The 25,327-nt window shown below is 61.9% G+C and carries 26 protein-coding genes and 1 tRNA gene; 11 read left to right on the top strand and 16 right to left on the bottom strand.

The window, feature by feature from the left end; genetic code table 11:
- Window positions 1-72 precede the first annotated feature (72 nt).
- Together QM609_RS25865 and QM609_RS25870 are read right to left on the bottom strand one after the other, a co-directional pair.
- Window positions 73-687 carry a class F sortase gene (locus QM609_RS25865; RefSeq protein ID WP_228232696.1) on the bottom strand — a complete coding sequence of 205 codons (615 nt, stop codon included), beginning with the start codon at window positions 685-687 and terminating at the stop codon, window positions 73-75.
- The gene (locus tag QM609_RS25870) at window positions 684-1,412 is read right to left on the bottom strand and encodes a hypothetical protein (protein WP_050656165.1); all 729 of its coding nucleotides are present in this window, start codon (window positions 1,410-1,412) and stop codon (window positions 684-686) included. The genes QM609_RS25865 and QM609_RS25870 overlap by 4 nt, the downstream gene beginning before the upstream one ends.
- Window positions 1,413-1,755: 343 nt before the next feature.
- On the opposite strand from QM609_RS25870, the gene QM609_RS25875 reads away from it, so the two are divergent.
- On the top strand, window positions 1,756-2,199 hold the full coding sequence (locus QM609_RS25875; RefSeq protein WP_042451026.1) for a DUF7144 family membrane protein: 444 nt from the start codon (window positions 1,756-1,758) through the stop codon (window positions 2,197-2,199).
- A 21-nt stretch (window positions 2,200-2,220) separates the two neighbouring features.
- Complete coding sequence (locus QM609_RS25880) at window positions 2,221-3,042, top strand: class II glutamine amidotransferase (RefSeq protein ID WP_050656164.1); 822 nt, start codon at window positions 2,221-2,223, stop codon at window positions 3,040-3,042.
- 85 nt (window positions 3,043-3,127) lie between these two features.
- Here QM609_RS25880 and QM609_RS25885 read toward each other — a convergent pair whose 3' ends face one another.
- On the bottom strand, window positions 3,128-3,685 hold the full coding sequence (locus QM609_RS25885; protein WP_021333511.1) for a QsdR family transcriptional regulator: 558 nt from the start codon (window positions 3,683-3,685) through the stop codon (window positions 3,128-3,130).
- Between the two features lie 275 nt (window positions 3,686-3,960).
- Here QM609_RS25885 and QM609_RS25890 point away from each other — a divergent pair, with 275 nt between their 5' ends.
- The 8 genes from QM609_RS25890 (at window position 3,961) to QM609_RS25925 (ending at window position 11,591) form a co-directional block, all read left to right on the top strand.
- Window positions 3,961-4,872, top strand: a complete 912-nt coding sequence (locus QM609_RS25890; RefSeq protein WP_054828049.1) for an ABC transporter ATP-binding protein — start codon at window positions 3,961-3,963, stop codon at window positions 4,870-4,872.
- A complete protein-coding gene (locus tag QM609_RS25895) occupies window positions 4,872-5,846 on the top strand; it encodes an oligopeptide/dipeptide ABC transporter ATP-binding protein (protein WP_021333513.1) in 975 nt (324 codons plus the stop codon). The genes QM609_RS25890 and QM609_RS25895 overlap by 1 nt, the downstream gene beginning before the upstream one ends.
- A gap of 130 nt (window positions 5,847-5,976) precedes the next feature.
- On the top strand, window positions 5,977-7,509 hold the full coding sequence (locus QM609_RS25900) for an ABC transporter substrate-binding protein (RefSeq protein WP_064074346.1): 1,533 nt from the start codon (window positions 5,977-5,979) through the stop codon (window positions 7,507-7,509).
- Between the two features lie 80 nt (window positions 7,510-7,589).
- Window positions 7,590-8,552 carry an ABC transporter permease gene (locus QM609_RS25905; RefSeq protein WP_158656594.1) on the top strand — a complete coding sequence of 321 codons (963 nt, stop codon included), beginning with the start codon at window positions 7,590-7,592 and terminating at the stop codon, window positions 8,550-8,552.
- Window positions 8,549-9,409 carry an ABC transporter permease gene (locus tag QM609_RS25910; protein ID WP_020969703.1) on the top strand — a complete coding sequence of 287 codons (861 nt, stop codon included), beginning with the start codon at window positions 8,549-8,551 and terminating at the stop codon, window positions 9,407-9,409. The genes QM609_RS25905 and QM609_RS25910 overlap by 4 nt, the downstream gene beginning before the upstream one ends.
- Window positions 9,410-9,473: 64 nt before the next feature.
- Window positions 9,474-10,358: an SCO6745 family protein gene (locus QM609_RS25915; protein WP_063316365.1), complete on the top strand. Its 885-nt coding sequence runs from the start codon at window positions 9,474-9,476 to the stop codon at window positions 10,356-10,358.
- A 175-nt stretch (window positions 10,359-10,533) separates the two neighbouring features.
- Entirely contained in the window at window positions 10,534-11,214 is a 681-nt protein-coding gene (locus QM609_RS25920; RefSeq protein ID WP_050656160.1) for a hypothetical protein, read from the top strand.
- A gap of 35 nt (window positions 11,215-11,249) precedes the next feature.
- Window positions 11,250-11,591, top strand: coding sequence for a hypothetical protein (locus tag QM609_RS25925; protein WP_042451032.1), 342 nt, complete (start codon window positions 11,250-11,252; stop codon window positions 11,589-11,591).
- Here the strand turns inward: QM609_RS25925 and QM609_RS25930 are convergent, their stop codons facing one another.
- Window positions 11,592-12,047: a hypothetical protein gene (locus tag QM609_RS25930; protein ID WP_050656159.1), complete on the bottom strand. Its 456-nt coding sequence runs from the start codon at window positions 12,045-12,047 to the stop codon at window positions 11,592-11,594.
- Window positions 12,048-12,514: 467 nt separating this feature from the next.
- On the opposite strand from QM609_RS25930, the gene QM609_RS25935 reads away from it, so the two are divergent.
- Window positions 12,515-12,940 carry a hypothetical protein gene (locus QM609_RS25935; RefSeq protein WP_030537502.1) on the top strand — a complete coding sequence of 142 codons (426 nt, stop codon included), beginning with the start codon at window positions 12,515-12,517 and terminating at the stop codon, window positions 12,938-12,940.
- Between the two features lie 267 nt (window positions 12,941-13,207).
- Here QM609_RS25935 and QM609_RS25940 read toward each other — a convergent pair.
- The 12 genes from QM609_RS25940 to steA form a co-directional block, all read right to left on the bottom strand.
- Window positions 13,208-13,281, bottom strand: a tRNA-Pro gene (locus tag QM609_RS25940).
- 102 nt (window positions 13,282-13,383) lie between these two features.
- Window positions 13,384-14,811 (bottom strand): ribosome biogenesis GTPase Der, encoded by a 1,428-nt coding sequence (gene der / locus QM609_RS25945; protein WP_003946199.1) that lies wholly within the window; start codon window positions 14,809-14,811, stop codon window positions 13,384-13,386.
- Window positions 14,808-15,488, bottom strand: a complete 681-nt coding sequence (gene cmk / locus QM609_RS25950; RefSeq protein ID WP_179090808.1) for a (d)CMP kinase — start codon at window positions 15,486-15,488, stop codon at window positions 14,808-14,810. Before cmk ends, der begins: the two co-directional genes overlap by 4 nt.
- An 11-nt stretch (window positions 15,489-15,499) precedes the next feature.
- A complete protein-coding gene (locus QM609_RS25955) occupies window positions 15,500-16,873 on the bottom strand; it encodes a pseudouridine synthase (protein WP_076949020.1) in 1,374 nt (457 codons plus the stop codon).
- A gap of 77 nt (window positions 16,874-16,950) precedes the next feature.
- On the bottom strand, window positions 16,951-17,634 hold the full coding sequence (gene scpB / locus QM609_RS25960) for an SMC-Scp complex subunit ScpB (RefSeq protein WP_037127047.1): 684 nt from the start codon (window positions 17,632-17,634) through the stop codon (window positions 16,951-16,953).
- 41 nt (window positions 17,635-17,675) lie between these two features.
- Entirely contained in the window at window positions 17,676-18,497 is an 822-nt protein-coding gene (locus tag QM609_RS25965) for a segregation and condensation protein A (protein ID WP_046379919.1), read from the bottom strand.
- A gap of 50 nt (window positions 18,498-18,547) precedes the next feature.
- Window positions 18,548-19,561: a ParA family protein gene (locus QM609_RS25970; protein ID WP_003946138.1), complete on the bottom strand. Its 1,014-nt coding sequence runs from the start codon at window positions 19,559-19,561 to the stop codon at window positions 18,548-18,550.
- Window positions 19,562-19,704: 143 nt separating this feature from the next.
- Window positions 19,705-20,628 carry a site-specific tyrosine recombinase XerD gene (gene xerD, locus QM609_RS25975; RefSeq protein WP_050656157.1) on the bottom strand — a complete coding sequence of 308 codons (924 nt, stop codon included), beginning with the start codon at window positions 20,626-20,628 and terminating at the stop codon, window positions 19,705-19,707.
- 1 nt (window position 20,629) lies between these two features.
- Window positions 20,630-21,262 carry an NUDIX domain-containing protein gene (locus QM609_RS25980; protein WP_042924674.1) on the bottom strand — a complete coding sequence of 211 codons (633 nt, stop codon included), beginning with the start codon at window positions 21,260-21,262 and terminating at the stop codon, window positions 20,630-20,632.
- A gap of 6 nt (window positions 21,263-21,268) precedes the next feature.
- Window positions 21,269-23,029 carry a CTP synthase gene (gene pyrG / locus QM609_RS25985; RefSeq protein WP_003946139.1) on the bottom strand — a complete coding sequence of 587 codons (1,761 nt, stop codon included), beginning with the start codon at window positions 23,027-23,029 and terminating at the stop codon, window positions 21,269-21,271.
- Window positions 23,030-23,185: 156 nt separating this feature from the next.
- A complete protein-coding gene (locus tag QM609_RS25990) occupies window positions 23,186-24,139 on the bottom strand; it encodes a copper transporter (protein WP_019748590.1) in 954 nt (317 codons plus the stop codon).
- Window positions 24,136-25,320: a putative cytokinetic ring protein SteA gene (steA, locus tag QM609_RS25995; protein WP_007731902.1), complete on the bottom strand. Its 1,185-nt coding sequence runs from the start codon at window positions 25,318-25,320 to the stop codon at window positions 24,136-24,138. Before steA ends, QM609_RS25990 begins: the two co-directional genes overlap by 4 nt.
- Window positions 25,321-25,327: the final 7 nt, after the last annotated feature.

Genomic DNA, 25,327 nt, shown 5'->3' on the forward strand with positions numbered 1-25,327 from the left:
CTTTCGAAACGTGCGTGGATGGCCACGAACGCGGGACCCAGTTTATCAACCGTTCCGACGTCTGGTTTTCGGCTATGCGGGCACCGGAGTTCCCCACGCGACGTCGTTGTCCTCGTATCCGAACGGCGGACCGACGAACTCGCCGCCGCAGGTGATCAGCGCGAGGGTTTCGGGTCCGTCGAGGCTGTTCAATCGCTCGACCGGCAGCTCTCCGTCCTTGCCGTAGTGATCGACCGCATCGATACGGTAGTTCCAGGTCTGTCCCCCGGCGCCCGCCACGGTCACGACCGAGCCGATTTCCAGTGTCGAGAACTTCTTTCCGAAACCGTCACCCTGATAGATGTCGTTGATGTGTCCGGTGATCACCACGGTGCCCGCGCCGGAGCCGGGAAATGCCGAATCTGCCCACCATCCGATCTCACTGACATCCTCGGGCGGAATGAGCGAGCCGTCCGTCGTCGTCTTGATCGGCAGGATGTCAGCGGTGCTGTTGCCTGTGCGCAGCGTGGTCGGGACATCCGGACCGTCGACCACCGCGCGAATCTCTGGCGGCAAATCTTGTTGGCCGGTCGCGAGGACGCGGGTCGGCGAGTCACCGTCGTCGGAACATCCGCCGATCAAGAGCATCGTCGCCACTACTGCAGCGGCCCACGTTCGGCTGGCCGTGGATCCAGGTGCCGCTGTCACGGACGAGAAGTCGGGCCGGACGGAATCTGGGAAATTGGTACTCGGTTTCCTACGTCACGACCGGGAAGTGCGTCACCGGAATCCCCACCGTTCCCACCGGAACCGTCACCACCGCTGCCGTTTCCGCCACCGCTTCCATTCCCCCCGCCGCCGGGGCCGGGGCCGGGGCACTCACCTCCCGGATCGGTGGTGTCGCCTGCCAAGACAATCTTGACTGCCGAGAGGTTGACCGTCTGGTTCTGCGCGACTTGTCCAGGAGTTGTGACGTCGAATGCGAGCTTGGCACGTACGGGGATGACCGAACCGTCGTCAGCGTCGGTGACCGTTGACCCTGACCGGCCGAGATCTTGGGTCAACGTCATTCTGGAGATCAAATCCTGATCTCCGGTCAAGCCGGCGCCGTCGATCCGAAGGGTCCCTCGGACGGGACTTCCGTGGGCTCTGATCGTCACCGATGCGCGAAACTCGAGGATGTCTCCCGGCACTGTCCGCCACGCCTCGATCGAGTTGATTTTCGTTCCAGGCGATCCAGTCGAGATGTCGTACCAACCGTCGATCACGGCCGGATCGAGTGACATCGAATTTTCGTTGATTTCCGAGTTGCACGCGCGGGTGAGCGAAACGGGGGCAGCCGATCCCACTGCGGGGAGTGCTGTCGACACAACGGTCGCCAAGACGAAGGCCGTCGCGGTGATGCCCGCGGTACGCCTGCCGAAGATCGTCATTCTCTCGCTACCTTTTTCCGCGGACCGTAGCTTCCGGTCAATTCAGTCAAAATACCAGTACAGCTGGACAAATAGGTCGAATTCCGTGCCGAATTCCTCTTGTTTTCTGTGAACTTCGGTTACGAGCAATTTCTCCGCACACGCGTTCCGGCAAGGGGTACATCGGATCAACAGGGGTCAGAAGTTACATTTCGCCCGCACATCGGAGCAGATCGCACTGATTTCTCACCGCATTGGACAGGTATTTCCGTTTCATAGCGGTCAGCCGGTGGAACAACGATCACTACAACGAGCGTGCCGGGCACGTGTCCGGTCGCCCCCCACCGAATCAAGGGAAACCGTCATGTCGGATACAACATCAGTCAAGCAGGGTTTCGCGGTAGGAACATCGATCGGGGCAGCCGTCATCTTGGTGACGGTCGGCATCGTGCAGTTCTTCCAAGGACTCGCTGCCGTCGCCGAAAACGAAGTGTTCGTAGTCGGGATCGACTACGTCTATCAGTTCGACCTGACGACGTGGGGTTGGATCCATCTCGTGTTGGGCGCGCTCGTCGCTCTCGTCGGGCTTGCACTGTTCACCGGAGCGGCCTGGGCGCGGGTGTCGGCAGTGGTGATCTGCGCGATCTCGATCATCGCGAACTTCTTGTGGCTGCCGTACTACCCCTGGTGGTCGACTCTCATCATCGCGCTGAACATCGTCGTGATCTGGGCTGTGTCGACATGGAAGCCCACCCAGACGACGCACGCCGCTACGCATGCACCGTCAACGCCGACTCGATCTGCTTGAGTTGAAAGTATGTGTAGGTGGATGGCGTATTCCGGAGAGCCGATACTGGCCCATGACTTGCTGTTCAGGCCACAGCACTCGCTGATCGACCAGAGCCTGCATTCTCAACTCGGGGCCACGACGACAAATGGCGACGGCTTCGGAATCGGCTGGTACGGGGAAGGCCCCCAACCGGCAGTTTTCAAGAGCATCGAACCCGCGTGGAACGACTCGAACCTGCGCGAAGTCACCTCCCAATTGCGCACCCCTCTGCTGTTCGCTCACATCCGCGCCTCGACGGGAACTCCAGTGCAGCGCAGCAACTGTCACCCGTTCCGGCACCGGCAATGGTTGTGGATGCACAACGGTTCACTACACGGATTCCACGACATGAAACGGGAATTGGTGACTGCCATTGATCCGTCGCTCTTTCCGGATCTCGAAGGATCGACGGACTCGGAAACCTTGTTCTTCCTCGCGCTGACGTTCGGCCTGACCGACGATCCGTTCGAAGGTGTCGCGAGGGCCGTCGGATTCGTCGAGCACACGGCCCGCTCGCAGGGAATCGACAATCCGGTTCAGATGACCGTCGCCACGTCGGATGGCATCTCCACCTGGATCTTTCGCTATTCCAGCGAGCACCAGTCGAGGTCGTTGTTCTTCTCCACCGAGATTTCCACGTTGCGCAAGCTCCATCCTGAGGTGGATGCCCTGCACCATCTGAGTGAGGAGACCCGAATCGTCGTCTCCGAGCCTCTACGTGACCTTCCCGGCGCCTGGAACAAGGTTCCCGAATCCGTCGCAGGCGTCATCCGGCCCGGACGGGACGAGATGCGGAGCTTTGTGCCGATCCCACCAGCCTGATTGGGTCATACAACCAGGCATAGCTATGAAATAGCTTGCATTCGAAGCGCTTTCACGAAAACTGAGACAACGGAAACTCGGCACACTAGTCACGCGAGAGGATGAGCCGGAACGCCAAGCGAGCCTTCTCCGTATCCGGAGTGCCACCAGTGAGCAAATCGTTGTAGATGAACGACTCACCCACGCGAACCAGCAGATATGCCATGTCCTCGACGGGCAGGTCTGGCCGAATCTGCTCCGGTATTTCAGCTTCGATCAGCCTTCGCACGGATTCGACCATCGTGCCCTGAATCGGCCCCAGTCCAGTTGTGAGTATGCACAACGCCTTTTGCGGTTCCCGAGTCAAATACGTCCGGAAGAATTCGGTCTCGATTGTCGCCCGTGCATGGTAAGTGAGGACGTCGACAACCCTTGACGCTCCGCTTCCACCGCACTCCTCGAGGCCCATTCGCCACGTTCGGCGCGCCAGCGAATCGAGCACGTCACCGGTAATTGTGTCGCGATTCCCTGCACGCCGGAACAAGGTGGTCCGATCCACCCCCAACTCGGTGGCCAAAGCGTTCACATCGAGCGGTTTTCCGGCTGCGAACTGTCGTCGGGCGGCACTCAACGCTTCCGCGCGGATGTCACGTGTCTCGGCCATGGAGTGAATGTATCGCTGACGACGTGCTGGTCGGTAGCCGGAGGCGATCAGACGGCGCCATCGACGGCAATCGTTGCAACATTCATTGACTTTGTTGCAGGTGAGTGTTTATTGTTCCCCGGTACGTGATTCCAGTCACAACAGTTCAGTTGTTTACGGAGGAATGCGATGAACGATCACACGTGGACGACCCGACGATGAGCCCACTTCTGCAAGTACGAGACCTCACGGTTGACATTGGGACAGAATCGATTTCGAACAGACTCCTCGACCGCGTGAGCTTCGAGTTGGGGTCGGGCGAAATCACCGGCCTCGTAGGAGAGAGCGGGAGCGGAAAGACACTGACCGGACTCGCTCTGCTCGGTCTCTTGCCCCGTACGGCAACAACCAGCGGAAGCATCCGTTTGGAAGGACAGGAACTTGTGGGTCTGCCCGCCGCCGAGTTGAGGAAAATACGCGGTCGCGACGTCAGTATGGTCTTCCAGGACCCGAGTTCGGCTCTCAACCCCTCCGTCAGCATCGGTCGCCAGATCGTCGATGTGTTGAAGGCCCACCGCGACATCACGAAAGTCGATGCGGAGGACGTGGCTACAGATCTTCTCCACCAGGTCGGTCTGGCCGACCCGAGCAGAACCTTGAAGTCGTTCGGGTACGAGCTTTCCGGCGGGATGTGTCAGCGGGTGATGATCGCGATGGCCCTGGCATGCGGTCCGAAGTTGCTGATCGCGGACGAACCGACAACAGCGCTCGACGTCACCATCCAAGCTCAGATTGTCGATCTCCTTCGAGAACTGGCCGAACAGCGCGATCTTGCCGTGTTGTTGATCAGTCACGACCTCGCGGTTGTCGCCGAGGTCGCGGATCGAGTCATCACCATGTTTCGCGGCGAGATCGTCGACGTCGCGCCACGAGACGTGCTGCTTCGGCGGCCCGCGCATCCCTACACGTTCAGCCTTCTCGAGGCGGCACGCTCGACATTCGAAGAAGTCTCCTCCCAATCGCCCAAGGCGCGAGGCGATTTCACCACCAAAGCCCCTGCTGACGGCGTGGGTTGCCGATACGTCGCCCGGTGCAACTACTCCGAGGAGCTCTGCATATCCGATCATCCACTTCTGATCGGATCACCGGAATCGGCAACAAGATGTCACCGCAGCGACGAACTCGAGTTGCTCGGACTGGTGAGCTGATGAGCAACACCGACGTCATCGTCGACGTTAGGAATCTGGCAGTCGAGTACGGACGCGGACGCAAAGCTCTTCGCGCGGTCGACGACGTCAGCTTCTCCGTACAGAGGGGCGAAACCCTTGCGATAATCGGTGAATCAGGATCGGGAAAATCCTCGACGGCTCACGCTCTCGCGGGTCTGGTGGCTACGGCCGCAGGCTCCATCACTATGAATCTCGACGACCCGGCGTTCGGCAAGGGTGGATCTTCCCATCTCATTTTTCAAAACCCTACGTCGGCCTTGAACAATCGGATGGCCTCATGGGCTTGCGTAGCCGAGCCGATGGCGCCAGGGCGTCTGCGCATCCCACAGTCCTTGCGGCCGAAAGCCGTCGAGCTGTTGCGTCGGGTCGGTCTCGGCGCTGAGCTTGCCGACCGCCTCCCGACCCAGCTCTCCGGTGGCCAACGCCAACGCGTGACCATCGCTCGTGCACTTGCCTCCAAGGCGCCACTGATTCTCTGCGACGAACCTGTTGCCTCCCTGGATGTTTCGCTTCAGGAAGAGGTGTTGCAACTTCTTGCCGATCTCCGAGAAGAACATGACCTCACGTACATCTTCATTTCGCACGATTTGGGTTCGGTGGCACGGATCGCCGATCGCGTCGCGGTGATGTACCTCGGCCGAATCGTCGAGATCGGACCGGTTGCCACGGTCCTGAGGACTCCATCGCACCCCTACACGCAGGCGCTTCTCGCCGCGGCCCCGCACATCGAACTCGAGCGGCGCAGTCGTCGGAAAGCATTGGTGCGGGGCGAGTTACCCGACCCACGGAATCCACCCTCGGGTTGTCGATTCCGCACCCGCTGCCCGTTTGCGATGGATCGCTGTGCGTCGGAAGCGCCGTCACTTCGCGCGGCCTCGAATTCCGCACACAGCTCCGCCTGCCATCTATCGTCCCCGGCCACATCGACCGGAATCTCCAACCCGCCGCAGTAAATGCGTGCCGCGTCAGTCTCCCCCTTCCGAGAAGACCAAAGCGAAAGTCCACCATATGAATCCGCGTCTGTCTTTGCGATCCCGATATCCGATCACACGCTTCCAGAATCATGGGAAAAGTGGCCCACGTGTGCTGGTAGCTGCGTTTGCACTTTCTGCTCTTGTGCTCAGCGGCTGTTCGAGCAGCGCCACCGGTACCGCCGGCGATACCGGACCTGCCGATCCGAACGCCGAACTCAAGGTCGCGACATCGCACGTGCCCGCCTCGCTCGACCCGTGTGCGGGAAACATCGGATACGACATCGACTACTTACAGTTGATGTATGCACCACTGATCGATGCGGAACCTGCCACCCAGAAGTTGCGGCCCGGAATCGCCAGCGAGTGGGGCTTCTCCGGACCGGACAACCTGACGTTCGAGATGACGTTGCAGAACGGCTTGACCTTCCACGACGGTACAGCTGTCGATGCAGCAGCCGTCAAGGCAAGCATGGAACACTGCTTGAGTCTCGGAATCGTTTCCGTCCCGACGATCAAGAGCATCGAAGCAACGTCCCCAGATCACGTCACGATCTCGTTGAGTTCACCTACCTCCGGTTTACCAGGCTGGCTCAACGGCAGATTGGGAATGGTGGTCTCCCCCACTGCGCTGGCAGCAGCAGGGGCAGACTTCGCCAACAAGCCTGTAGGCGCAGGGCCGTACACATTCACCAGCGCAGTCCCGAACAGTTCATACACATTCAGTCGATTCGACGATTACAAACCGGCAGGTCCACCCAGCCCCCAGCTCGCCAAGATCCAGATCCAGGTGATCTCCAATCCCACAGCGCTGACAAATGCCCTGACATCGAACGCTGCGGATTTTGCATACGGGCTCACACCGTCGAGTGCTCCGATCCTCGAACGGAATCCCAACCTGAACGTCAGTCACGACCCGAGACTCGGAGTTGCGCTCGTCGTGATCAACAACAAGAACCCTGTGGTTAACGACGTCCGGGTTCGTCTGGCGATGCAGTATGCGCTCGACCGCAAGGCAATTGCGCGAGCCGCGCTGGACAGCTCGGAAGGAACTGCGGCGTTCGGTCAATATCCTCCCGGTTCGCAGTTCTACGACGAGGAAACCGAAGATGCATGGCCGTACGACCCGGAGAAGGCCAAATCGCTGCTAGCGGAGGCGGGGTATCCGAATGGGGTCACCGTGCGCGGACTAGCAGGCAACCTACCGCCGTACTCGACCAACGCGGTCCTTGTCGGAGAACAATGGGAGAAAGTCGGCATCAAGGTCGACTTCGTCGAAATGAGTGGACCTCAGGCGATTACGGAGTTCGTCGCACACAACAGCGCGGACGTCTTCAGCGTGGGATGGCCCACGCGAGCATCCGCACCGCTCAATTTCGAAGCCTCTCTGGGTTCGCGATCGTACTTCCGGCAGAATTCCGTCCCCAACGAGGAGTTGGAGAAGCTGATCGCACTGCTGAACAACACGTATGACGAAACCGCTCAGCTCGACATCGTCAAACAGATCAATCAAGTCGTGATCAAGTCCGCTGAGTACGTACCGTTGTACTTCACTCCCGACGTGGTCGCCTACACGAAGAACGTCCACGGGGCCGTTCCCGCACTGAACGGCTCCCCCAATCTGACGTACCTCTCGAAGTCATGACGACGACCGTTGTATCGCAAGAGAATTCGTTGGCCCCCGAGCCTGAGAGCGTTCCGACCCGAAACACTCACCGATCGCCGGTGAATCCTTACATACGGATGATCGGCGTCCGGTTCGCACAGATAATTCCTACCGCGATTATCGCTAGTTTCATAACCTTTGCCCTTATCCGGATAATCCCCGGTGGACCAGCCGAGGCACTTCTCGGTCCGAACGGCAGCGATGAAGCCATCGCGGCACTCAACGAGCGCCTCGGATTGAATCAACCTCTGCTGGTCCAGTACTGGAACTGGGTGGTGTCGGCTCTGCACGGAGATCTGGGAACGTCGCTACAGAACAGCGCCCCCGTCGGCCCACAGATCCTTGCGCGCCTGCCGGCGAGCGCCGAGCTCGTTGTACTCGCACTGTTACTGTCCGCCGTCGTCGCCATACCGCTCGGTGTGTGGACCGCGACGCGGCAGGGACGACGCAGCGATGGTCTGACCCGCACGGTTTCGGGGATCGGACTCGCGGTACCGGACTTCTTCCTCGCTATCGTGCTGGTCGATGTCTTCGCCCTCGGTTTGGGAGTTCTACCGGTGCTCGGCTGGGTTCCTCTCGAGAACAGTGTGATCGACAACCTGAGCCATTTGGTCCTACCAGCAACGGCGCTCGCTGCCGGCGCAGCATCGATTGCGGTTCGGCAGACCAGGGCTGCGATGATCGAGACACTGTCAAGTGACTACGTACGAACTGCGCGTGCGATGGGTATCGACGAGCGGAAGATCGTGTGGCGCTACGCGCTACGAAACATCGTTCCCACGATTGTCACTGTCTATGGATTGCTCGCCGTGGCGATGCTGGGTGCGACGGTCATTCTCGAGCAGATCTTCGTGCTGCCGGGCCTCGGGAGCGCTCTCGTCATTGCGATCGACACGCGAGATTATCCGATGCTTCAAGGCATTGTGTTGCTGTTCGTCGTGATCGTGCTTCTCGTGAACATCCTGGTCGACGTCGTCAACAACATGATCAGCCCACAATTGAGGAATGGAACGATCTCGTGAGCCAACTCGCGCTGACCACCGCAGGCGAGACCCGCTCCAAGTGGGCTCTCCCTCGACTGCACCCCGGATTATGGCTCAGCTACTGCTTTCTCGGAACGCTGATAGCGGCGTCCGTCTTGGCCTCGTTCGTGGCTCCGCACAGTCCGACCGATCAGAACCTGACCAACACGTTCGCCGGTCCGAGTGCACAGCACCTGCTTGGCACTGACGGCTTCGGTCGTGACGTGCTCAGTCGATTGATCTGGGGAGGACGCTCCGCCTTCTTCGGCGTCGCGATCGCTGTCGCTGTCAGTCTGCTGTTGGGAATTCCGTGGGGGTTGATCGCCGGATATTGGCCACGCTGGATCGGCGCGTCACTCCTCCGGGTGGCGGACGCATTGCTGGCATTCCCAGGTTTGGTTCTCGCAGTGGCTATTACCGGTGTTCTGGGGCCGAGCCTGATCACGTCGATGTCAGCGCTCGGAGTCGTCTATGCACCCACAATTGCAAGAATTCTGGCTGCCGGGGTCAGCGAAACGAGGAACCGAGACTTCGTTCTGAGCGCGCGACTCTCAGGATGCCCGCCGCACGTAGTGCTCCTGCGTCATCTTCTTCCGCACGCAATCGGGCCGGTTGTCGTTCAGGTGACCGTGCTCACCGGCCTGACTTTTCTCGCGCAGGCGGCACTCTCATTCCTGGGGTTGGGAATACAGCCCCCCACTCCGAGTTGGGGCGGTGACTTATCCGATGCGTACCTGCACATCTTGAGTGCACCACAACAGATTCTCCCCTCCGGCATTCTGATTTCATTGGTCGTCCTGGCCGTCTACCGAGTGGGTGATGCCGTCCGGGACCGCATGTATGTCAGAGGGAGATAGCCGCGTAGAACAACCATCCGACTCGACTGTTCGAAGACCACACCACCAGCATGAAGGACTATCGATGACCTCGATCGCACCAGAAACCGCGCGCCGCGTCTTCCGTGGAGCCGAACCAATACACGGCATGATCTACTTCACCCCTTTCGGCGCGGAAGCATATGCCGCACTGGGCTTTACACACCCTCGAATGGGCTACTTCGCTTCGCGGTCTGCGCCCATGGGCGCAGTAGCGGCTGAAGTCACCATCGCTACGTTCTTCAACTTCAACCCCGAACTGGTACACGCGGTGCTGCCGGAAGCCTGGACAATCGCCACCCCCGAACAGATCCTCACCGCTCGACTCGACGCTGTCGACCGTTCGCTGCGCAAGGCCTGGGGAGAACATGTCGACGGCACCGAAGTTCGCGAAGCTGCCGAACTCGCACGTCGAGCCGCGGAACGCGCCTGCAACAGACCACAAGGGCGACCCCTGTTCGGTGGGCACGCATCATTGCCGTGGCCTGAGGAGCCTCATCTCGTGTTGTGGCATGCCCAATCCTTGCTCCGGGAGTTTCGCGGAGATTCTCATGTCGCACTTCTTCACGCCGAGGGACTCAACGGTGTCGAAGCGTTGGTAGTCCACGCCGCAACCGGTGATGTTCCTGCTGCTGCTCTGCAAATGAGCCGGGCATGGGACAACGATCAGTGGGCGGAAGGCGTCGAAGGTGTGCGGGCGCGTGGATGGCTCGAAGACGGCCCCGAGCTTCACCTGAACGAGGTGGGTCGCGATCGCCGGAAGCGGGTTGAGCATCAGACCGATGTGCTGGGGTCGTACCCGTACGAGGCGATCGGAGAGACCGGATGCAGTCGACTGATCGAAATCTCGGAACGTCTCTCCGGTGAAGTGATCGATGCAGATCTCGGATTTCCGGCAGCACTGGCAGCACGTCGCCGATTGCGTGCGTGACAGCAGGTCGTGAGTGTCGAACGTGGCTGGTGGTGATACGACGAGGGTGTCACCACCAGCCCCTTCACACAATTATCGCCGAAGTCGGCTGCGCCCCAATCTGCACAGTGAGAAGGCATCCGGATGAGACTGCCGTTGTGCCGAATTCTCCCGCGGGATGGGTCAAGATGGCTAGATGTGGAAACAGGCACTCGGGTTTGCTTTGTTCGGTGCGACCGTTGCCATCGTCACGGCGGCGCTGACACAGGGATCGGCACAGGCGTCCGCCACGATCACCCTCTTTTCGGGTGGCACCACAATCTCGGGCTTCGCGGGTGAATCGCAATGGACCTGGCCCATCGAGGCTGCGGTGATCGGCGCCCTTCTGGGCGCGCTGACCGGGTTCGTGCTCCGCCTCGCGGGCGTGCGAATCTCCGGAGGCCAGGACAATCGAATGGTTCCAACTGTGGTGGCAGGCCTCGCAGGCGTCACGCTTGGGTTGACGCCCCTGTTGGTCTTGATCGGCATGGCATTCACCGGGTCGGTTGATATCGGATGGTCCCCGCTCCTGGTCTATGCCGTAAGCGGTCTCCTGGCGTATGGCATTTCGGTCGCCGCCGTGTTCGGAGTCCTCCGCGCTGCCGGGGATCGACTTACCGTTCGCACGACGCGAGCGGTCGCGGCGATGCTTCCGGTCGGGGCGTTGGCGGCGACGACTGTAGGTGTCGGTACTGCGTGGAAGCTGGGCTTTTCCACCGCCGCTCCCACCTGGATTGCAGTCGTACTGCTGGTGGTGCTCGTATTGGCCGTGACGTTCGTTGCGGCCCGGGCGTGGGCACTACGGATGCAGGCTCGTGACTTTCCAGAAGTGGCATAGGCGGTGGAACGATTGATTCCGACGGGCGCATCGAGATGAGGGGCGAGCGAATCTTCGCGGGACTCGTCGTCGGCCTTCTGCTCGGGCTGTTCGGCTATCTGCCGTTGGTACTCCTGTGGCAACATTTCGCAGATGTCCCGCAGCCGCAGCTTTATCCGAACCGTTCGTTCACGTCGTTCGGCCCCAACCCGCCACCGCTCACCTACTGGATAAGTTGGGCGGCGCCTGCCGCCGTGTTCGTCATTCTCGGACTTATGACTATTCCCAGCCGCACCGGCAGGCAATTCGCGTTGCCATTGGTGCTCGCGTTCCTTTCTGTGGCAGCAATGGTGGCGTGGTTCTGGATCTCGATGGAACTGTTCTTCAGCCCCGACTGATCACTCACTCGGCTGCGTATCGCGAACCCCACTGCGCGCACGCGCAATGGCGCCCTTGTTGCGCAATGCGATCCCCTGATGCACCGCAGCAAGTACCAATGCCAGCACTGCAGCAGGGAGGCTCCCCACCATCGACAGCAGAGAAGGCATATCAGAGCTGAAAGCGGTAAAGAAACCCAGTACTGCAGCGCAAAGCATTGTCGCCGAGACGATCCAGGAAACTAATGGTCGTGGGATCACGGCTGGAATAACGCACAGAGCCACCGGCAACGCCAGCACCAAGAAGAGCTCCCGCCCGAAGTAGTCGTGAATCGAGCGGTAACAATCGGCAGAACTGAGCGGGCCGAGGACTATTTCGCAATCGGTGATCTCGTACAGCGGCCACTGTGCCGTCGCGGATCCCAGAATCCCGGTGGCGACCGCCAGTACAACCCACGCGATCCGAATCCCAATCATACGAAGAGATCATGCCAGTAGGCGAAATTGCGCTCCGGAGAAGAAAGCAATTACGACTCGAACTGCGTGGAAGGTCGATACCGTCAACGCTAATCAAAGAATGGATCAAACTATGTTGATCGCATGGGGAGCACTGGCGCTTGCCACTGGTGCCCATATCTATGGCGCTCGCCTCGCAACTCACGGCGACTACGGGCGGAGATTACCTCTCTCGGTAGGACCGACCTCCTCGCGAGCGGCACAACATGTCCGACGTGCTCAACTCACGGGCTGGGTATCGAGCTTGATCGGAGCATCTGCCATCGTCGACAACTATTGGGAGACAGCACCTCTCTTGAGTGCGGGTATCGCAGTCGCTGTACTCGGAGTAGTTAACGGCCTACCGAGTTTGATTGTCACCATGATGCACAATCGACGGCCGCAACAGGGTTGAAGTTTTCGATTATGTTTTGTGGAAGGGTGCTTGCATGGCAACACAACCGCATGGCCAGTCCATAACCCCGGCGTGGAAAGTATTCACGGCCATCGGTTTTGCAGGTGTTGTGGGCGTTGCCGTGACGTACTTCCGAGACGGGTGCACTTTGGCGATCATTGGCGGGATGGTCATCCTCGCGATTGGTCTGCCGCTTACTGTCTGGTCCATCCTGCGAATGCTGCGTGAGAATCGAGGACATCGCCTTCATTGGTGGAGAACACCGCCGGTCAATCCGAGGAACGTCGACCTGTCTCGTGCTGTCGGCATTCCGACTACAATTTTCGGTGCACTGACCATCTGGCTGAATACAGCAGGTTCGGCGCCGTGGTGGTTGGCAGCAATCTTTACCGCCATTCTGATCGCGCTCTTCGGAGTAACCGTTGCCGTTCACAATATTCGCCTCAGTCAGCGAACCTGAGCTAGCCTTCCGCGCATGCCGGTTTCCGCGAGTGTCCGTGCGCGCCTTCGCTCCCACTTGCATCCAGACGACGAGATCCACTACGCGTTTCCAGCAGACGTTCTCATGAGCGCGAAACCGACGAAGAATATGTTGCAGTCGTGAACGCTGCCGACGCGGAGATCACGTCACCGCAGGACTTCCCGCGCGATCCGTTGCCGAACCTCTGAAGGCACAAAAAAGGCAGTTTCTCATTTCTGAGAAACTGCCTTTTTGATCTAACTTCGGTCGGGCTGACAGGATTTGAACCTGCGACCACTTGACCCCCAGTCAAGTGCGCTACCAAGCTGCGCCACAGCCCGTCCCACGCCCTTGTTTCGGGCGCTTGGAAAGATTACATCAGGGACGGGCCGAAGTACCAATCGGCTGGTCAGAGCCGTTTCAGTACCGAATTGGACGCAGAATCAGCGGCCCTTACGATCACGCTTCTCGCGCACTCGGACGGATACGCGGATCGGGCTGCCGTCGAAGTTGAACTCTTCACGCAGACGCCGCTCGATGAAGCGGCGGTAGCCGGCCTCGAGGAAGCCCGTGGTGAAGAGAACGAATGTCGGCGGGCGTGTGCTTGCCTGCGTCGCGAACATGATGCGAGGAAGGCGACCACCACGCATCGGAGGCGGCGTTGCTGCCACAACTTCCTTGAGCCAGGTGTTCAGGCGACCCGTGGGGATGCGCTTGTCCCAGGACTCCAGAGCCGTGTCGAGAGCCGGCACGAGCTTCGCCACGGCGCGACCGGTGTGGGCGGAGATGTTGACTCGCTGAGCCCACGGAACGCGGACCAGATCGCGGTCCACTTCCTTGTCCAGCATGAGTCGACGGTCCTCGTCCACGAGGTCCCACTTGTTGAATGCGATCACCAGTGCACGACCCGTGTCGGCCACCATGCTCAGAACACGCAGGTCCTGCTCGGTGATCGGCTCGTGTGCGTCGATCAGCAGGATCGCAACCTCAGCGGCCTCGATCGCGCTCTTCGTACGCAGCGACGCATAGAACTCGGCACCGCTGGCATGGCTGACACGCTTGCGCAGACCAGCCGTGTCGACGAAACGCCAAGGGCGCCCGCCGAGTTCGACGATGGAGTCGACGGGGTCGACGGTGGTGCCGGCAACATTGTGCACGACGGACCGCTCGTCACCGGACAGCTTGTTGAGCAAGCTGGACTTTCCGACATTCGGCTTTCCGACGAGAGCAACACGACGCGGACCGCCGCCGGGGATACCTTCACGCGGGGTTTCCGGCAGCTTCTCGAGAACCTCGTCGAGCAGGTCGCCGGTGCCGCGGCCGTGGGTCGCACTCACGGAGTACGGCTGACCGAGGCCCAACGACCACAGCGCTGCAACCTCGGACTCGGTGCGTCCGTCGTCCACCTTGTTGGCAACGAGGATGACCGGAGTCTTCGAGCGGCGAAGCACGCGAGCCACAGCTTCGTCCGTCGCCGTAGCGCCGACAACAGCGTCGACGACCAGGAGAATGGCATCAGCCGTTCCCATGGCCAACTCGGCCTGCCGGGCAACGGCCTGCTGAAGACCCTTTGCGTCGGGCTCCCATCCGCCGGTGTCCTGGACGAGGAAGCGTCGTCCGGCCCAGTTCGCCTCGTAGGAGACGCGGTCACGGGTAACGCCGGGGATGTCCTCGACTACCGCTTCACGACGGCCGATGATGCGGTTGACGAGCGTCGACTTGCCGACGTTCGGTCGACCGACAACAGCCAAGGTCGGGACGGCAATGTGCGCTTCGCCTTCGCCGTCCGCTTCGAGATCGGCGTAATCCCACTCCGATTCCTCGGACCAAGTTCCGTCACCGGCATATTCGGTTACCAGATCGTCGCTCACTGCACTGCTCCAGTTCTGTCGCTGACCACCAACAGCAACTTGGCGATCACATCTTCAATTCCCAATTCGCTCGTATCCACCAGAATGGAGTCGTCGGCAGGGCGCAACGGCGACACTGCCCGAGTCGAATCGAGATGGTCACGGCGCTGCACATCAGCCAGCACCGCTTCGTAATTGTTTTCACGGCCTTGGCCGATGTTCTGCGTATTGCGCCGTGCCGCACGGGTTTCCGCCGATGCGGTCAAGAAGATCTTGACGTCTGCATCGGGGAGTACGACGGTTCCGATGTCGCGACCTTCCACGACGATCCGGTCCGCACCCGCCGCCAACTCACGCTGAGTGGCGACCAGCAGGTCGCGAACTTCGGGTACGGCCGACACCGCGGAGACAGCCTTGGTTACCGCGTCGCCGCGGATCTCCTCGCTGACGTCCGCGCCGTCGAGATGCACCTGCTCGCTGCTCGGATCGGTACCGATGGACCATGGCAACGCCGCAACGGCGGCCGTGATCGCGGCGGAATCCGCCAGATCGATTCCCTGACGCAGCACGTGCAGGGTCGCGATCCGGTAGGTGGCTCCGGTGTCGAGGTAGCGAGCGCCCAAACGCTGCGCCAACGCGCGAGAGACGCTGGACTTGCCGGTTCCGGACGGTCCGTCCATAGCGACTACCAGCGGCATGGACGAATCGGTCACAGGCCGACCGCCTCGTACAGTCCACCGACCTCGCTACGTCCGAGGACGCGCTGCGTTCCCGGACGCTGATCGCCGAGGGCGACAACTCCGACGTTGGTGCGAACCAGACGGACAACGGGGTGACCGACGGCATCGAGGAGGCGACGCACGATGTGCTTACGACCCTCGTGCAGAACCAGCTTGACGAGCGTCTTGCCCTCGTTGATCTCGAGCACGGTGAACGCGTCCACCTTGGCCGGACCGTCGTCGAGGGTGACACCGTCGCGCAACTGCTTGCCGGTGCTGCGCTCGACAACGCCGTGAACCGTGGCGAGGTACGTCTTCGGAACCTCGAACGACGGGTGCATCAGGCGGTGAGCCAGATCGCCGTCGTTGGTGAAGAGGAGCAAGCCTTCGGTGTCGGCGTCGAGGCGGCCGACGTGGAAGAGTCGCTGACCCGACTGAACGCGCTCGGAGACGATGTCGCCGACGCACGGACGACCGAGATCGTCGGACATGGTGCACTGCCAGCCACGCGGCTTGTTCATCGCGAGGTAGACGAGGTCCTTCTGCACGACGACGCGGACGCCGTCGACACGAACCACTGCGTTCTCGGGGTCGACACGCAGACCCTGTTCGACCACGATGCGGCCGTCGACCTCGACGCGACCCTGGTCGATCAGCTCTTCAGCTGCACGGCGTGATGCGACGCCGGCCTGAGCCAGCACCTTCTGCAAGCGGACGCCGTCGCCCTTCGGCGGGCCGTCGTGCTTGGTGATCTCGGCATGCTGGTGACGCGCCGGCTTGGCGTTGGAGACCAACGGGTTCTGAGAGACGACACGCTGCGGCTTCTCGGTCTTCGGCTTGCCACGCTTGTTGGTCGCCGGCGGTGTGGGAGCTGCCGGGCGCTTGCGCGGAGGTCCGTCGAACTTGGATCCACGAGGTGCGTTCGACCATGCGCCGCCACGAGGAGCGTCGGGGCGTGCGCCGCGCTGATCGTCACTACGACGGTCAGCGCCGCCACGCGGTGCGCGACGGGCGTCGACGTGGGGGGTACGGCGGTCATCGCTGCGGGGTCCGCGGCGATCGTCCGTGCGCGGGCCGCGCCGATCGTCGTTGTAGCCACTACGACGGTCGTCCGTACGTGCGGGGCGACGGTCATCACTGCGCGGCGGGCGACGGTCATCACTGCGCGGCGGGCGACGGTCATCATTGAATCCACCGCGACGGTCGTCCGTGCGGGGACGGTCGGATCCGGCGTTGCGGTCGTATCCGGAGGTACTGCGGGAAGTGTTGCTGCGTCCACCACGGGGTGCATCGCTGCGTGCGCCGCGGTTGTCGCGGGAGTTGTTACGGTCCGGTGTGCCATCTCGGCGAGCGGGATTGTTCACTTTTTTCCTGTCAGTTTTCTACTGTTTCCCGAGCGTGGTCGGGTCTTTCTCGGTGCTGACGAGCGCCGGGATTCCGGTCAGTCGTCGACTTCGGTGTCCACTACGTCAGCGGGCACGTCTGCCTTGTTCATTCTCGCAAATCGCGGATCGGATTCCAGGCTTTCGCTGATGTCGTCGATGAGATCGACATCAGGCAAGAGCGGGGCCAACTCCGGGAGCTCGCTCAGCGAGGCCAGGCCGAGCCGTTCGAGGAACAGTTCGGTCGTGGAGTACCGTGTCGCGTTGGTGTCCGGGTCAGGCCCGGCTTCCGCGATCAGTCCGCGGGCAAGGAGGGTGCGTACCACCCCGTCCACGTTGACGCCTCGTACCGCACTGATCCGCGCACGAGTCAACGGTTGACGGTATGCGACTACGGCCAAAGTTTCCAATGCCGCCCTGGTCAATTTGGTGCGTGCGCCGTCCAATAGCAGCTTTTCCACGTACGGGGCAAACTCTTGTCGCGTGTACAGACGCCATCCGTCGCCCGCGTAGCGAAGGTCCATTCCGCTGCCGCGAGCGGTCAATGCGGCCGACATCGACGTCAGGCGTTCTTCGACTCGTTCCGGCGCGGTTCCGGTGACAGATGCGAGTTGGTTCACTTCGGCCGGCGAATCCACGACAAGCAGAAGCGACTCCAGCACTGCGTCGAGTTGATCGTCGTCGAGTTCGAAATCGGGGGCGGAATCTTCGGACTCCGAGGCGTGTTCGGTAGGCTCGATCATCTCGTCTAGCTGCGAAGACTCTGATTCCGTCGGCTCGGCGTTCATCCGTAGTCCTCCTCTGTGACCGGCGCGGCCGGGTCGTCTCCGGTCCAACTCACCATCAGCGGTCCGAGTGCTTCGGGTTGCTCGAACACAATGACCTGCCTGCGATACAACTCGAGCAACGCGAGAAATCTTGCGACTATCTCGACGGTGATCTCACACTCGGCAACGAGGTCCCCGAAGGGTGTCCACTCCCCTATGCCTCGCTCGCGCAGCAACTCGAGAATTCGCTCAGCCTGCTCGGGTATCGAGATATTGGACACATGGAGGTGATCGAGGCCCACCGTCGGCACCGGACGCGGTGTGAACACCGTCGCCGCGATCTCCGCAAAACGCTGAGGATCGACGCCCAACAACACCTCGGGCAGGAGTTCGGTGAACTGATCCTCGACGGCAACCGAGCGCGGATAGCGCCGCAGCGCTGCTTCCTCCAACTCACCGAACAGCGCCGCAACTTGTTTGTACGCCCGGTACTGCAGCAGTCGCGCGAAGAGAAGGTCGCGGGCTTCGAGAAGCGCCAGATCCTCCGCGTCCTCGACCTGCCCGGCGGGCAACAGCCTGGCCGCTTTCAGGTCCAGAAGCGTAGCTGCGACGACCAGAAACTCTGTTGTCTGATCGAGGCCCATCGCACTGCCAAGTTCCTTGGTGTATGCGATGAAATCGTCAGTGACGGTGTGCAGGGCGACTTCGGTGACATCGAGCTGTCGTTGATTGATCAGGTTCAACAGCAGATCGAACGGGCCTTCGAAGTTCCGGAGAGTGACTCGGAAACCGGCAGCCTTGGCTGCGGTCTGAGCGTCGGTCGGCACGTTCGGGTCGATCGAATCCGGCTCGACTTCGACCGAATCTTCTTGCGATGCAATCAGTTCCACTAACGACCAGACCGGTGAATGACCTCGCGGGCCAATGCTCGATATGCCTCGGCCCCAGCCGATTTCGGCGCCCACGTCGTGATCGGCTCACCGGCGACGCTGGTTTCGGGGAATCGGACGGTGCGGTTGATCACCGTGTCGTAGACGACGTCGCCGAACACCTCGACGACTCGCGCCATCACCTCACGAGCGTGCAGAGTCCGGGCGTCGAACATCGTGACGACGATACCGGCCAACTCGAGCTTGGGATTGAGACGATCGTGCACCTTTTCGACGGTGTCGTTGAGGAGTGCCAGGCCGCGCAGGCTGAAGTACTCGCATTCCATCGGAATGATGACCGAATCGGCGCAGGCCAGTGCATTCACCGTGAGCAGGCCAAGCGACGGCTGGCAGTCGATGAGCACGTAGTCGTACCGATCGAGAACAGGGTGCAACACGCGTCCCAAGGTCTGCTCACGTCCGACCTCGGTGACCAATTGGATCTCGGCGGCCGAAAGGTCGATGTTGCTGGGCAGCAGGTCGAGGCCGTCGACCCGAGTTCGCATCAACACATCGTCGATGGACACACGCGGTTCGACCAGAAGGTTATGGACGGTCAGTTCCAGGTCGTGATGCTGGACGCCCAGTCCAGCAGACAACGCGCCTTGGGGATCGAGATCCACTAGGAGCACTCGGCGACCGTATTCGGCCAACGACGCACCCAGGTTGATGGTCGACGTCGTCTTGCCGACGCCGCCCTTCTGGTTGCACATCGCGATGATCATCGCGGGTCCGTGGTGCGCCAACGGTGTCGGTTGGGGTACCTCGCGGACCGGTCGACCTGTCGGGCCGAGTTCTTCCGCGGAAACGGTGAGGGTTTCCGCAGGTGGAGAGGCTACTGGCGTCGTATCTATTTCGAACATCGCCTCTGGTTCGGAGGGTACAGCTGGTGCTGATTCGTTCACGCGCTCGAAGAGTTGGGCATTGACATGCGGCGGCGCGGACTCCGCCGCTGGTGGCTGCGATGTCGACACGGTCCGATGCTCCCCTACTCTTTCGGCGGTTGCTCTCGGCGCCGGCAAACCCCCGAAACTGCGGTGGAGGCCGCTCGCGCTCCTTGAACGCTACCGCTTACATCACCGAATGGTCTCGCAGACACGCATGAGCCAACCAACCCCTAACGGGCACGCGGGTGTGCCTGAGCCCACACTTCGCGCAGCGCGGTGACGGTGACCAGCGTGTAGATCTGCGTCGTGGTTACCGAAGCGTGACCGAGAAGTTCCTGCACGACGCGTACGTCCGCGCCGCCGTCGAGCAGGTGTGTGGCAAACGAGTGCCTGAGCGTGTGGGGTGAGACGTCCGCCTTGATCCCGGCCGACGCCGCCGCATCCTGAAGTATCTGCCACGCGCTTTGACGCGAGAGGCGTCCACCGCGCGCGTTGAGAAAGAGGGCAGGAACACCGCGCGTCGCCAGGCTGGGGCGCCCGCGGACGAGATACGCGTCGACGGCGGCGATCGCCGGCCTGCCGACGGGGACGATCCGCTGCTTGCCGCCCTTGCCCTTGAGCAGCACGGAACGAGTTTCGGTATCGATGTCGTCGACGTCCAGATCGATCGCCTCGGTGATTCGCGCTCCGGTCGAGTACAGGAGCTCAAGCAGAGCGCGATCCCGCAGGTCGCGGGGCCCGTCACCGGCCGCACCGCCACCCGAAGCGTCGAGCAGGGCGATCACGTCGTCGAGAGGCAGGGCCTTGGGCAGCTTGCGTCCGGGCGTCGGCGGCTTGACCGTTCGGGCCACGTCGACACCGACCAGGCCCTCGGCGGCGGAGAACTTGTGGAATCCGCGGACCGCGATCAGGGTGCGTGCTGCCGAACTGGCCGCCAATGGTACGACGCCGGCATCTTTGTCACCCAGGCGCAGATGTGTCACGAATTCGGTGACGTCGTTCTCCGTCACGCCCGCGACGTCGTCGATGCCGCGTCCGTGCAGGTACTCCGCGTACCGATTCAGGTCGCGGCGATAGGAAAGTAGAGTATTGCGCGCAGATCCTCGCTCGACCGCTAGATGGTCGAGATACGAGTCCACCTGTCGGGCAAGCACTTCAGGCTCGCGACTTGCGTTCTCCGAATGCGCGAGGACGATCGGACCACGGTGCGTCGGCGGGGCGCAGCGGCTTGCCCGTCGCGCGTGCGGTGGCGATCGCGAGTATGCCCGATACCGCTGTGGCATTGACGATGTCGCCACGTAGCGCCATGTCGACGGCGTCGGCGAGCGGAACCCGCGAAATCTCGAGATCGGCTTCTTCGTGTTCGGGATCGTCGCGCTCCACCTCGTGCAGCCCCTCGGCGAGGAAGACGCGAACTGCCTCGTCCGTGAACCCGGGTGAGAGAGCGACATCGACCAGCACCGACCACCGATCGGCGCCGAGTCCGGTTTCTTCGCCCAGCTCGCGCGCTGCCGCCTCGACCGGGCTCTCCCCCGGAGCGTCGAGCAAACCGGCAGGGATTTCCCACAACCGGTGCCCGAGCGGGTGACGGTACTGGTGAATCAGCACCAGGTTGTCGTGCTCGTCCAGTGCCACGACGGCAACGGCGCCGTGGTGTTCGACGACTTCCCGATCGGCACGCTGACCACCAGGCATCGCAACGGTGTCGACGCGCAACGCGATGATCGCGCCGGTGTAGACAGTCTTGGAGCCGAGGGTGTCGAATTCGTGCCGACCGGGATCGCTCATCTGTGGCTAGACCTTTTCCACGTTCTCGACTGCAGCGTCGAGCGCCGTCTCGGTGGCAGCGGTGTCGATCTTCTCGTCACCGTGGACGTCGACGGGCAGGCGCTCTTCGAGCTTGTACGTCAACGCTGCTTCGACGAAGGCGGCGAACAGCGGATGCGGGCGAGTCGGGCGGCTCTTGAGCTCCGGGTGTGCCTGGGTGGCAACGAAGAACGGATGCTGCTCACGCGGGTACTCGACGAACTCGACCAGATGACCGTCCGGTGAGGTTCCGCTGAACTGCAAGCCGGACTTGGCAATCCGATCGCGGTAGGTGTTGTTGACCTCGTAGCGGTGACGGTGACGCTCGGAAACGTCCTCGGTTCCGTAGGCCTGAGCGACGACGGAACCCTTGGTCAGCACGGCCGGGTAAGCACCCAGACGCATGGTGCCACCGAGGTCGGCGTCACCGGCGATGACGTCTTCCTGATCAGCCATCGTCGAGATGACCGGATGCTTGGTGTCCGGCTCGAACTCGGCCGAGTTGGCATCGTCGAGGCCGACGCTACGAGCAGCTTCGATGACGACGCACTGCAGACCCAGGCACAGACCCAGCAGCGGCAGCTTGCGCGAACGTGCGAAACGGATCGCGCCGAGCTTGCCTTCGATGCCGCGGATGCCGAAGCCGCCGGGGATCAGAACACCGTCGACGTCACCGAGAGCAGCCTGCGCTCCGGCTTCGGTCTCACAGGCGTCCGACGGGACCCAGGAGATCTCGACCTTGGACCGGTTCGCGAATCCACCGGCGCGCAGTGCCTCGGTGACGGAGAGGTATGCGTCGGGCAGGTCGACGTACTTGCCGACCAATGCGACGCGCACCGTCTCACGCGGCTGGTGAACACGATCGAGGAGGTTGCCCCACACGGTCCAGTCGACGTCGCGGAACGGGAGTCCGAGCTGGCGAACGACGTAAGCGTCGAGGCCCTCACGGTGCAGAACCTTCGGGATGTCGTAGATCGAGGGAGCGTCGGGCGTCGAGATGCAGGCGTCGACGTCCACGTCGCACATCAGGGCGATCTTGTTCTTGAGGCCCTGCGGAACGTCACGATCGCAACGAAGGATCAGCGCGTCGGGCTGAATGCCGATGCTGCGCAACGACGCAACCGAGTGCTGCGTGGGCTTGGTCTTGAGCTCTCCGGAGGGGCCGAGGTACGGCACGAGGGAGACGTGCAGGAAGAAGACGTTGTCGCGGCCGACGTCGTGGCGGACCTGGCGAGCGGCTTCGAGGAAGGGCTGCGATTCGATGTCGCCGACGGTGCCACCGATTTCGGTGATCACGACGTCCGGGCGGTGTCCCTGCAGATCCGGACCGCTCATCTCGAGGATGCGACGCTTGATCTCGTCGGTGATGTGCGGGATGACCTGAACGGTGTCGCCGAGGTACTCGCCGCGGCGTTCCTTGGCGATGACCGTCGAGTAAACCTGGCCGGTGGTGACGTTCGCCTGGCCGGAGAGGTCACGGTCGAGGAACCGCTCGTAGTGTCCGACGTCGAGGTCGGTCTCGGCACCGTCTTCGGTAACGAAGACCTCGCCGTGCTGGAAGGGGTTCATGGTGCCCGGATCCACATTGAGATAGGGATCGAGCTTCTGCATGGTCACGCGCATTCCCCGCGCGGTCAACAACTGTCCCAGGCTCGAGGCGGTCAAACCTTTGCCGAGCGAGGAAGCTACACCTCCGCTGACGAAGATGTGCTTGGTGGCGGTACGCGTGTTAGTGCGTGACTGTGGCAAAGGGGCTCCCGTGACGACTGTGCAGGGCTTGGTCTGATGAAGCATGCTGGGGCCTGCCGACCCACGGGATTTCACGGTAACACCTATCGGGGGTCGGTGCCTACAACGCGCCGACTTTCCGCCCCCGATGTGACCGGCGTATCAATACCGGGGTGTTCAGTTGGTGGGTGCGCCGACGGTGACCGCCGCCGCTCCCGGTCCCGTGCCGTAGCGGCCGGCGCCGCCGTTCAACTGTTCCTGCAGCGCCAACGGCGTGGTGATCTTGCCCGACTCCCGATCGATGTTGTCGATGGTCGTCAAGCCCGCTGAGAGCGCCGCGTCCGCACGAGCGACGGCAACCGGACCACTGCCCTCGGCCGAGCCAGGCCGGCCCGCAAGAATCGTTCCTGCGCCGCGTCCGTCGAGAGCACCGGCGAACCGGGCGATGACGGCGCCGCGGTTACCCGTGGCTGCGTCGGATTCACTCTTGTTGTCGCCGGTGAGAACCACGGCGAGTTGAGCCGGCTTGACCGCTCCGTCGTCGTAGCTGATGAAACCGGCGCTACGCAGCGAGTCGAGCGCGAGATTCATCTCGTCCGGAGTGCTCTGCGGTTCGCTGTTCTGCCCGTTGAGAAGCAGAACCGAACCGAGCAGATCACCCGCGAGACTGCCCTGATCGACCGCACCGGTCTTGAGGGTGATCCCCGCAGGGATGACATTGGTGACGACGGTCCGCAAGCGGTCACCGCCCGTGGCGTCGACAAACGAATCGGTGAGCGAGACGCGTCCGGTCACGGCACCGCCGGCGGCAGTGACGAGTCGGTTGACACCGTCGAGATCACTGGGATCCGCGTCCGGTGCCGTGATGACGACGACGGTGCGACCAGCGAGACTGTCACGCACGACGCGACCGCCGACAGCGGCATCGAAGCCGTCCGCGGAATTGAGTTGCTGCTGAAGCTGATTGGACTGTTGATTGAGGTCTTCGATCTCGTTCTGCAGGTCCGCCTTGTCGTCGCGCAGACCCGAAAGCAATCCACTGGACAGCATTCCGGAACCGAGCACCACGCCGATCGCGAGTGCCAGGAAGATTGCCGCTATGGAAATTGCATGTTGACGCATCGAAATCACTTGAAGAGCCCCTGAACCCACAGCGCGAAGCTGTTCCACGTTGCGATTGCCCAGTCGAGAACTTCACTACCGGCATTGGACACGACCAGGGCGACGATCACTGCCACCAGGGCGGCGAGCACCAGGAGCGCGATCGCGCCGCCGGACACTCGACTTCGATACAGCGTTGCCACAGCCTTGGCGTCGACCAGCTTCGGTCCCACCTTGAGCCGTGTCATGAACGCCGACGGATTGCTTTCACGACGCCCACGGTCGAAGAACTCGTCCAAGGACACCACGTTGCCGACCGTCACGATCAGTGAAGCTCCGTGGTGATCGGCGAGCAGCAACGCAAGGTCGGTCGGTGAGCAGGTCGCCGGGAACGTCATCGCCCCGATCCCGAGATCCTGGATTCGGGAAAGCCCCGCCGCATGACCGTCCTGGTCTGCGGGCAGAACAACTTCCGCGCCGGACTTGAGGGTGGAACTGGTGATCTCTTCCGGGTCGCCCACGATCAGATCGGGGCGGTATCCGGCCTTGCTCAACACGTCCGCACCTGCGCCGACACCGATCAGGATCGGCGAATACTCCTTGATGAAGGGCTTGAGGTTCTTCAGATCTGCCTCGTGTTCGGGTCCGTCGGAGACGACCACGACGTGGCGATCCTTCAGGTCGATGTCGATGTCCGGAACACCGATTCCGTCGATCAGCAAAGGACTTTCGGTGCGGATGAACTCGATGGTGTTACCCGAGAACGCTTCCAGGTGATCGACCAGGCCGGTCTTGGCCTCGATCATCCGATCGGAGATCTCGGCCTCGGTCTGCTCTTCGCCTTTGACGAGACTCTTCTCGCCGTTGAAGATCTCGCCCTCGTGCAGGCGGATCTTGCTGCCGTCCTTGACGTTCTTGAAGACGTCACCGTCTACGGCATCGATCAGAACGATGTCGTTGGCGACGATCACTTCCGGTCCGAGGTTGGGGTACCGCCCCGAAATCGACGGCGACGCGTTGACCACGGCCATGACTCCGGCTTTCACCAGAGCATCGGCGGTCCGGCGATCGATGTCGACTTCGTCGAGGATCACGATGTCTCCAGGACCGACGCGGCGTAGAAGCTTCGCCGTGTTCCGATCGGCCCTGGCGATGCCACTGATCCCAGGCAAGGATTCGGTGTTACGTGAGAGCAATCCGGGCATCTTCATGGCTTCG

The sequence above is a fragment of the Rhodococcus sp. IEGM 1302 genome (genome assembly GCF_030056935.1).
Classification (GTDB): Bacteria; Actinomycetota; Actinomycetes; order Mycobacteriales; family Mycobacteriaceae; genus Rhodococcus_F; species Rhodococcus_F qingshengii.

Excerpts from the sequence above, each read along its gene's own strand:
- QM609_RS25870 (WP_050656165.1), bottom strand. The coding sequence starts at position 1,412 with ATGACGATCTTCGGCAGGCGTACCGCGGGCATCACCGCGACGGCCTTC.
- QM609_RS25875 (WP_042451026.1), top strand. The coding sequence starts at position 1,756 with ATGTCGGATACAACATCAGTCAAGCAGGGTTTCGCGGTAGGAACATCG.
- QM609_RS25880 (WP_050656164.1), top strand. The coding sequence starts at position 2,221 with ATGGCGTATTCCGGAGAGCCGATACTGGCCCATGACTTGCTGTTCAGG.
- QM609_RS25885 (WP_021333511.1), bottom strand. The coding sequence starts at position 3,685 with ATGGCCGAGACACGTGACATCCGCGCGGAAGCGTTGAGTGCCGCCCGA.
- QM609_RS25895 (WP_021333513.1), top strand. The coding sequence starts at position 4,872 with ATGAGCAACACCGACGTCATCGTCGACGTTAGGAATCTGGCAGTCGAG.
- QM609_RS25915 (WP_063316365.1), top strand. The coding sequence starts at position 9,474 with ATGACCTCGATCGCACCAGAAACCGCGCGCCGCGTCTTCCGTGGAGCC.
- QM609_RS25920 (WP_050656160.1), top strand. The coding sequence starts at position 10,534 with ATGTGGAAACAGGCACTCGGGTTTGCTTTGTTCGGTGCGACCGTTGCC.
- QM609_RS25925 (WP_042451032.1), top strand. The coding sequence starts at position 11,250 with ATGAGGGGCGAGCGAATCTTCGCGGGACTCGTCGTCGGCCTTCTGCTC.
- QM609_RS25930 (WP_050656159.1), bottom strand. The coding sequence starts at position 12,047 with ATGATTGGGATTCGGATCGCGTGGGTTGTACTGGCGGTCGCCACCGGG.
- QM609_RS25935 (WP_030537502.1), top strand. The coding sequence starts at position 12,515 with ATGGCAACACAACCGCATGGCCAGTCCATAACCCCGGCGTGGAAAGTA.
- cmk (WP_179090808.1), bottom strand. The coding sequence starts at position 15,488 with ATGCCGCTGGTAGTCGCTATGGACGGACCGTCCGGAACCGGCAAGTCC.
- scpB (WP_037127047.1), bottom strand. The coding sequence starts at position 17,634 with ATGATCGAGCCTACCGAACACGCCTCGGAGTCCGAAGATTCCGCCCCC.
- QM609_RS25980 (WP_042924674.1), bottom strand. The coding sequence starts at position 21,262 with ATGAGCGATCCCGGTCGGCACGAATTCGACACCCTCGGCTCCAAGACT.
- steA (WP_007731902.1), bottom strand. The coding sequence starts at position 25,320 with ATGAAGATGCCCGGATTGCTCTCACGTAACACCGAATCCTTGCCTGGG.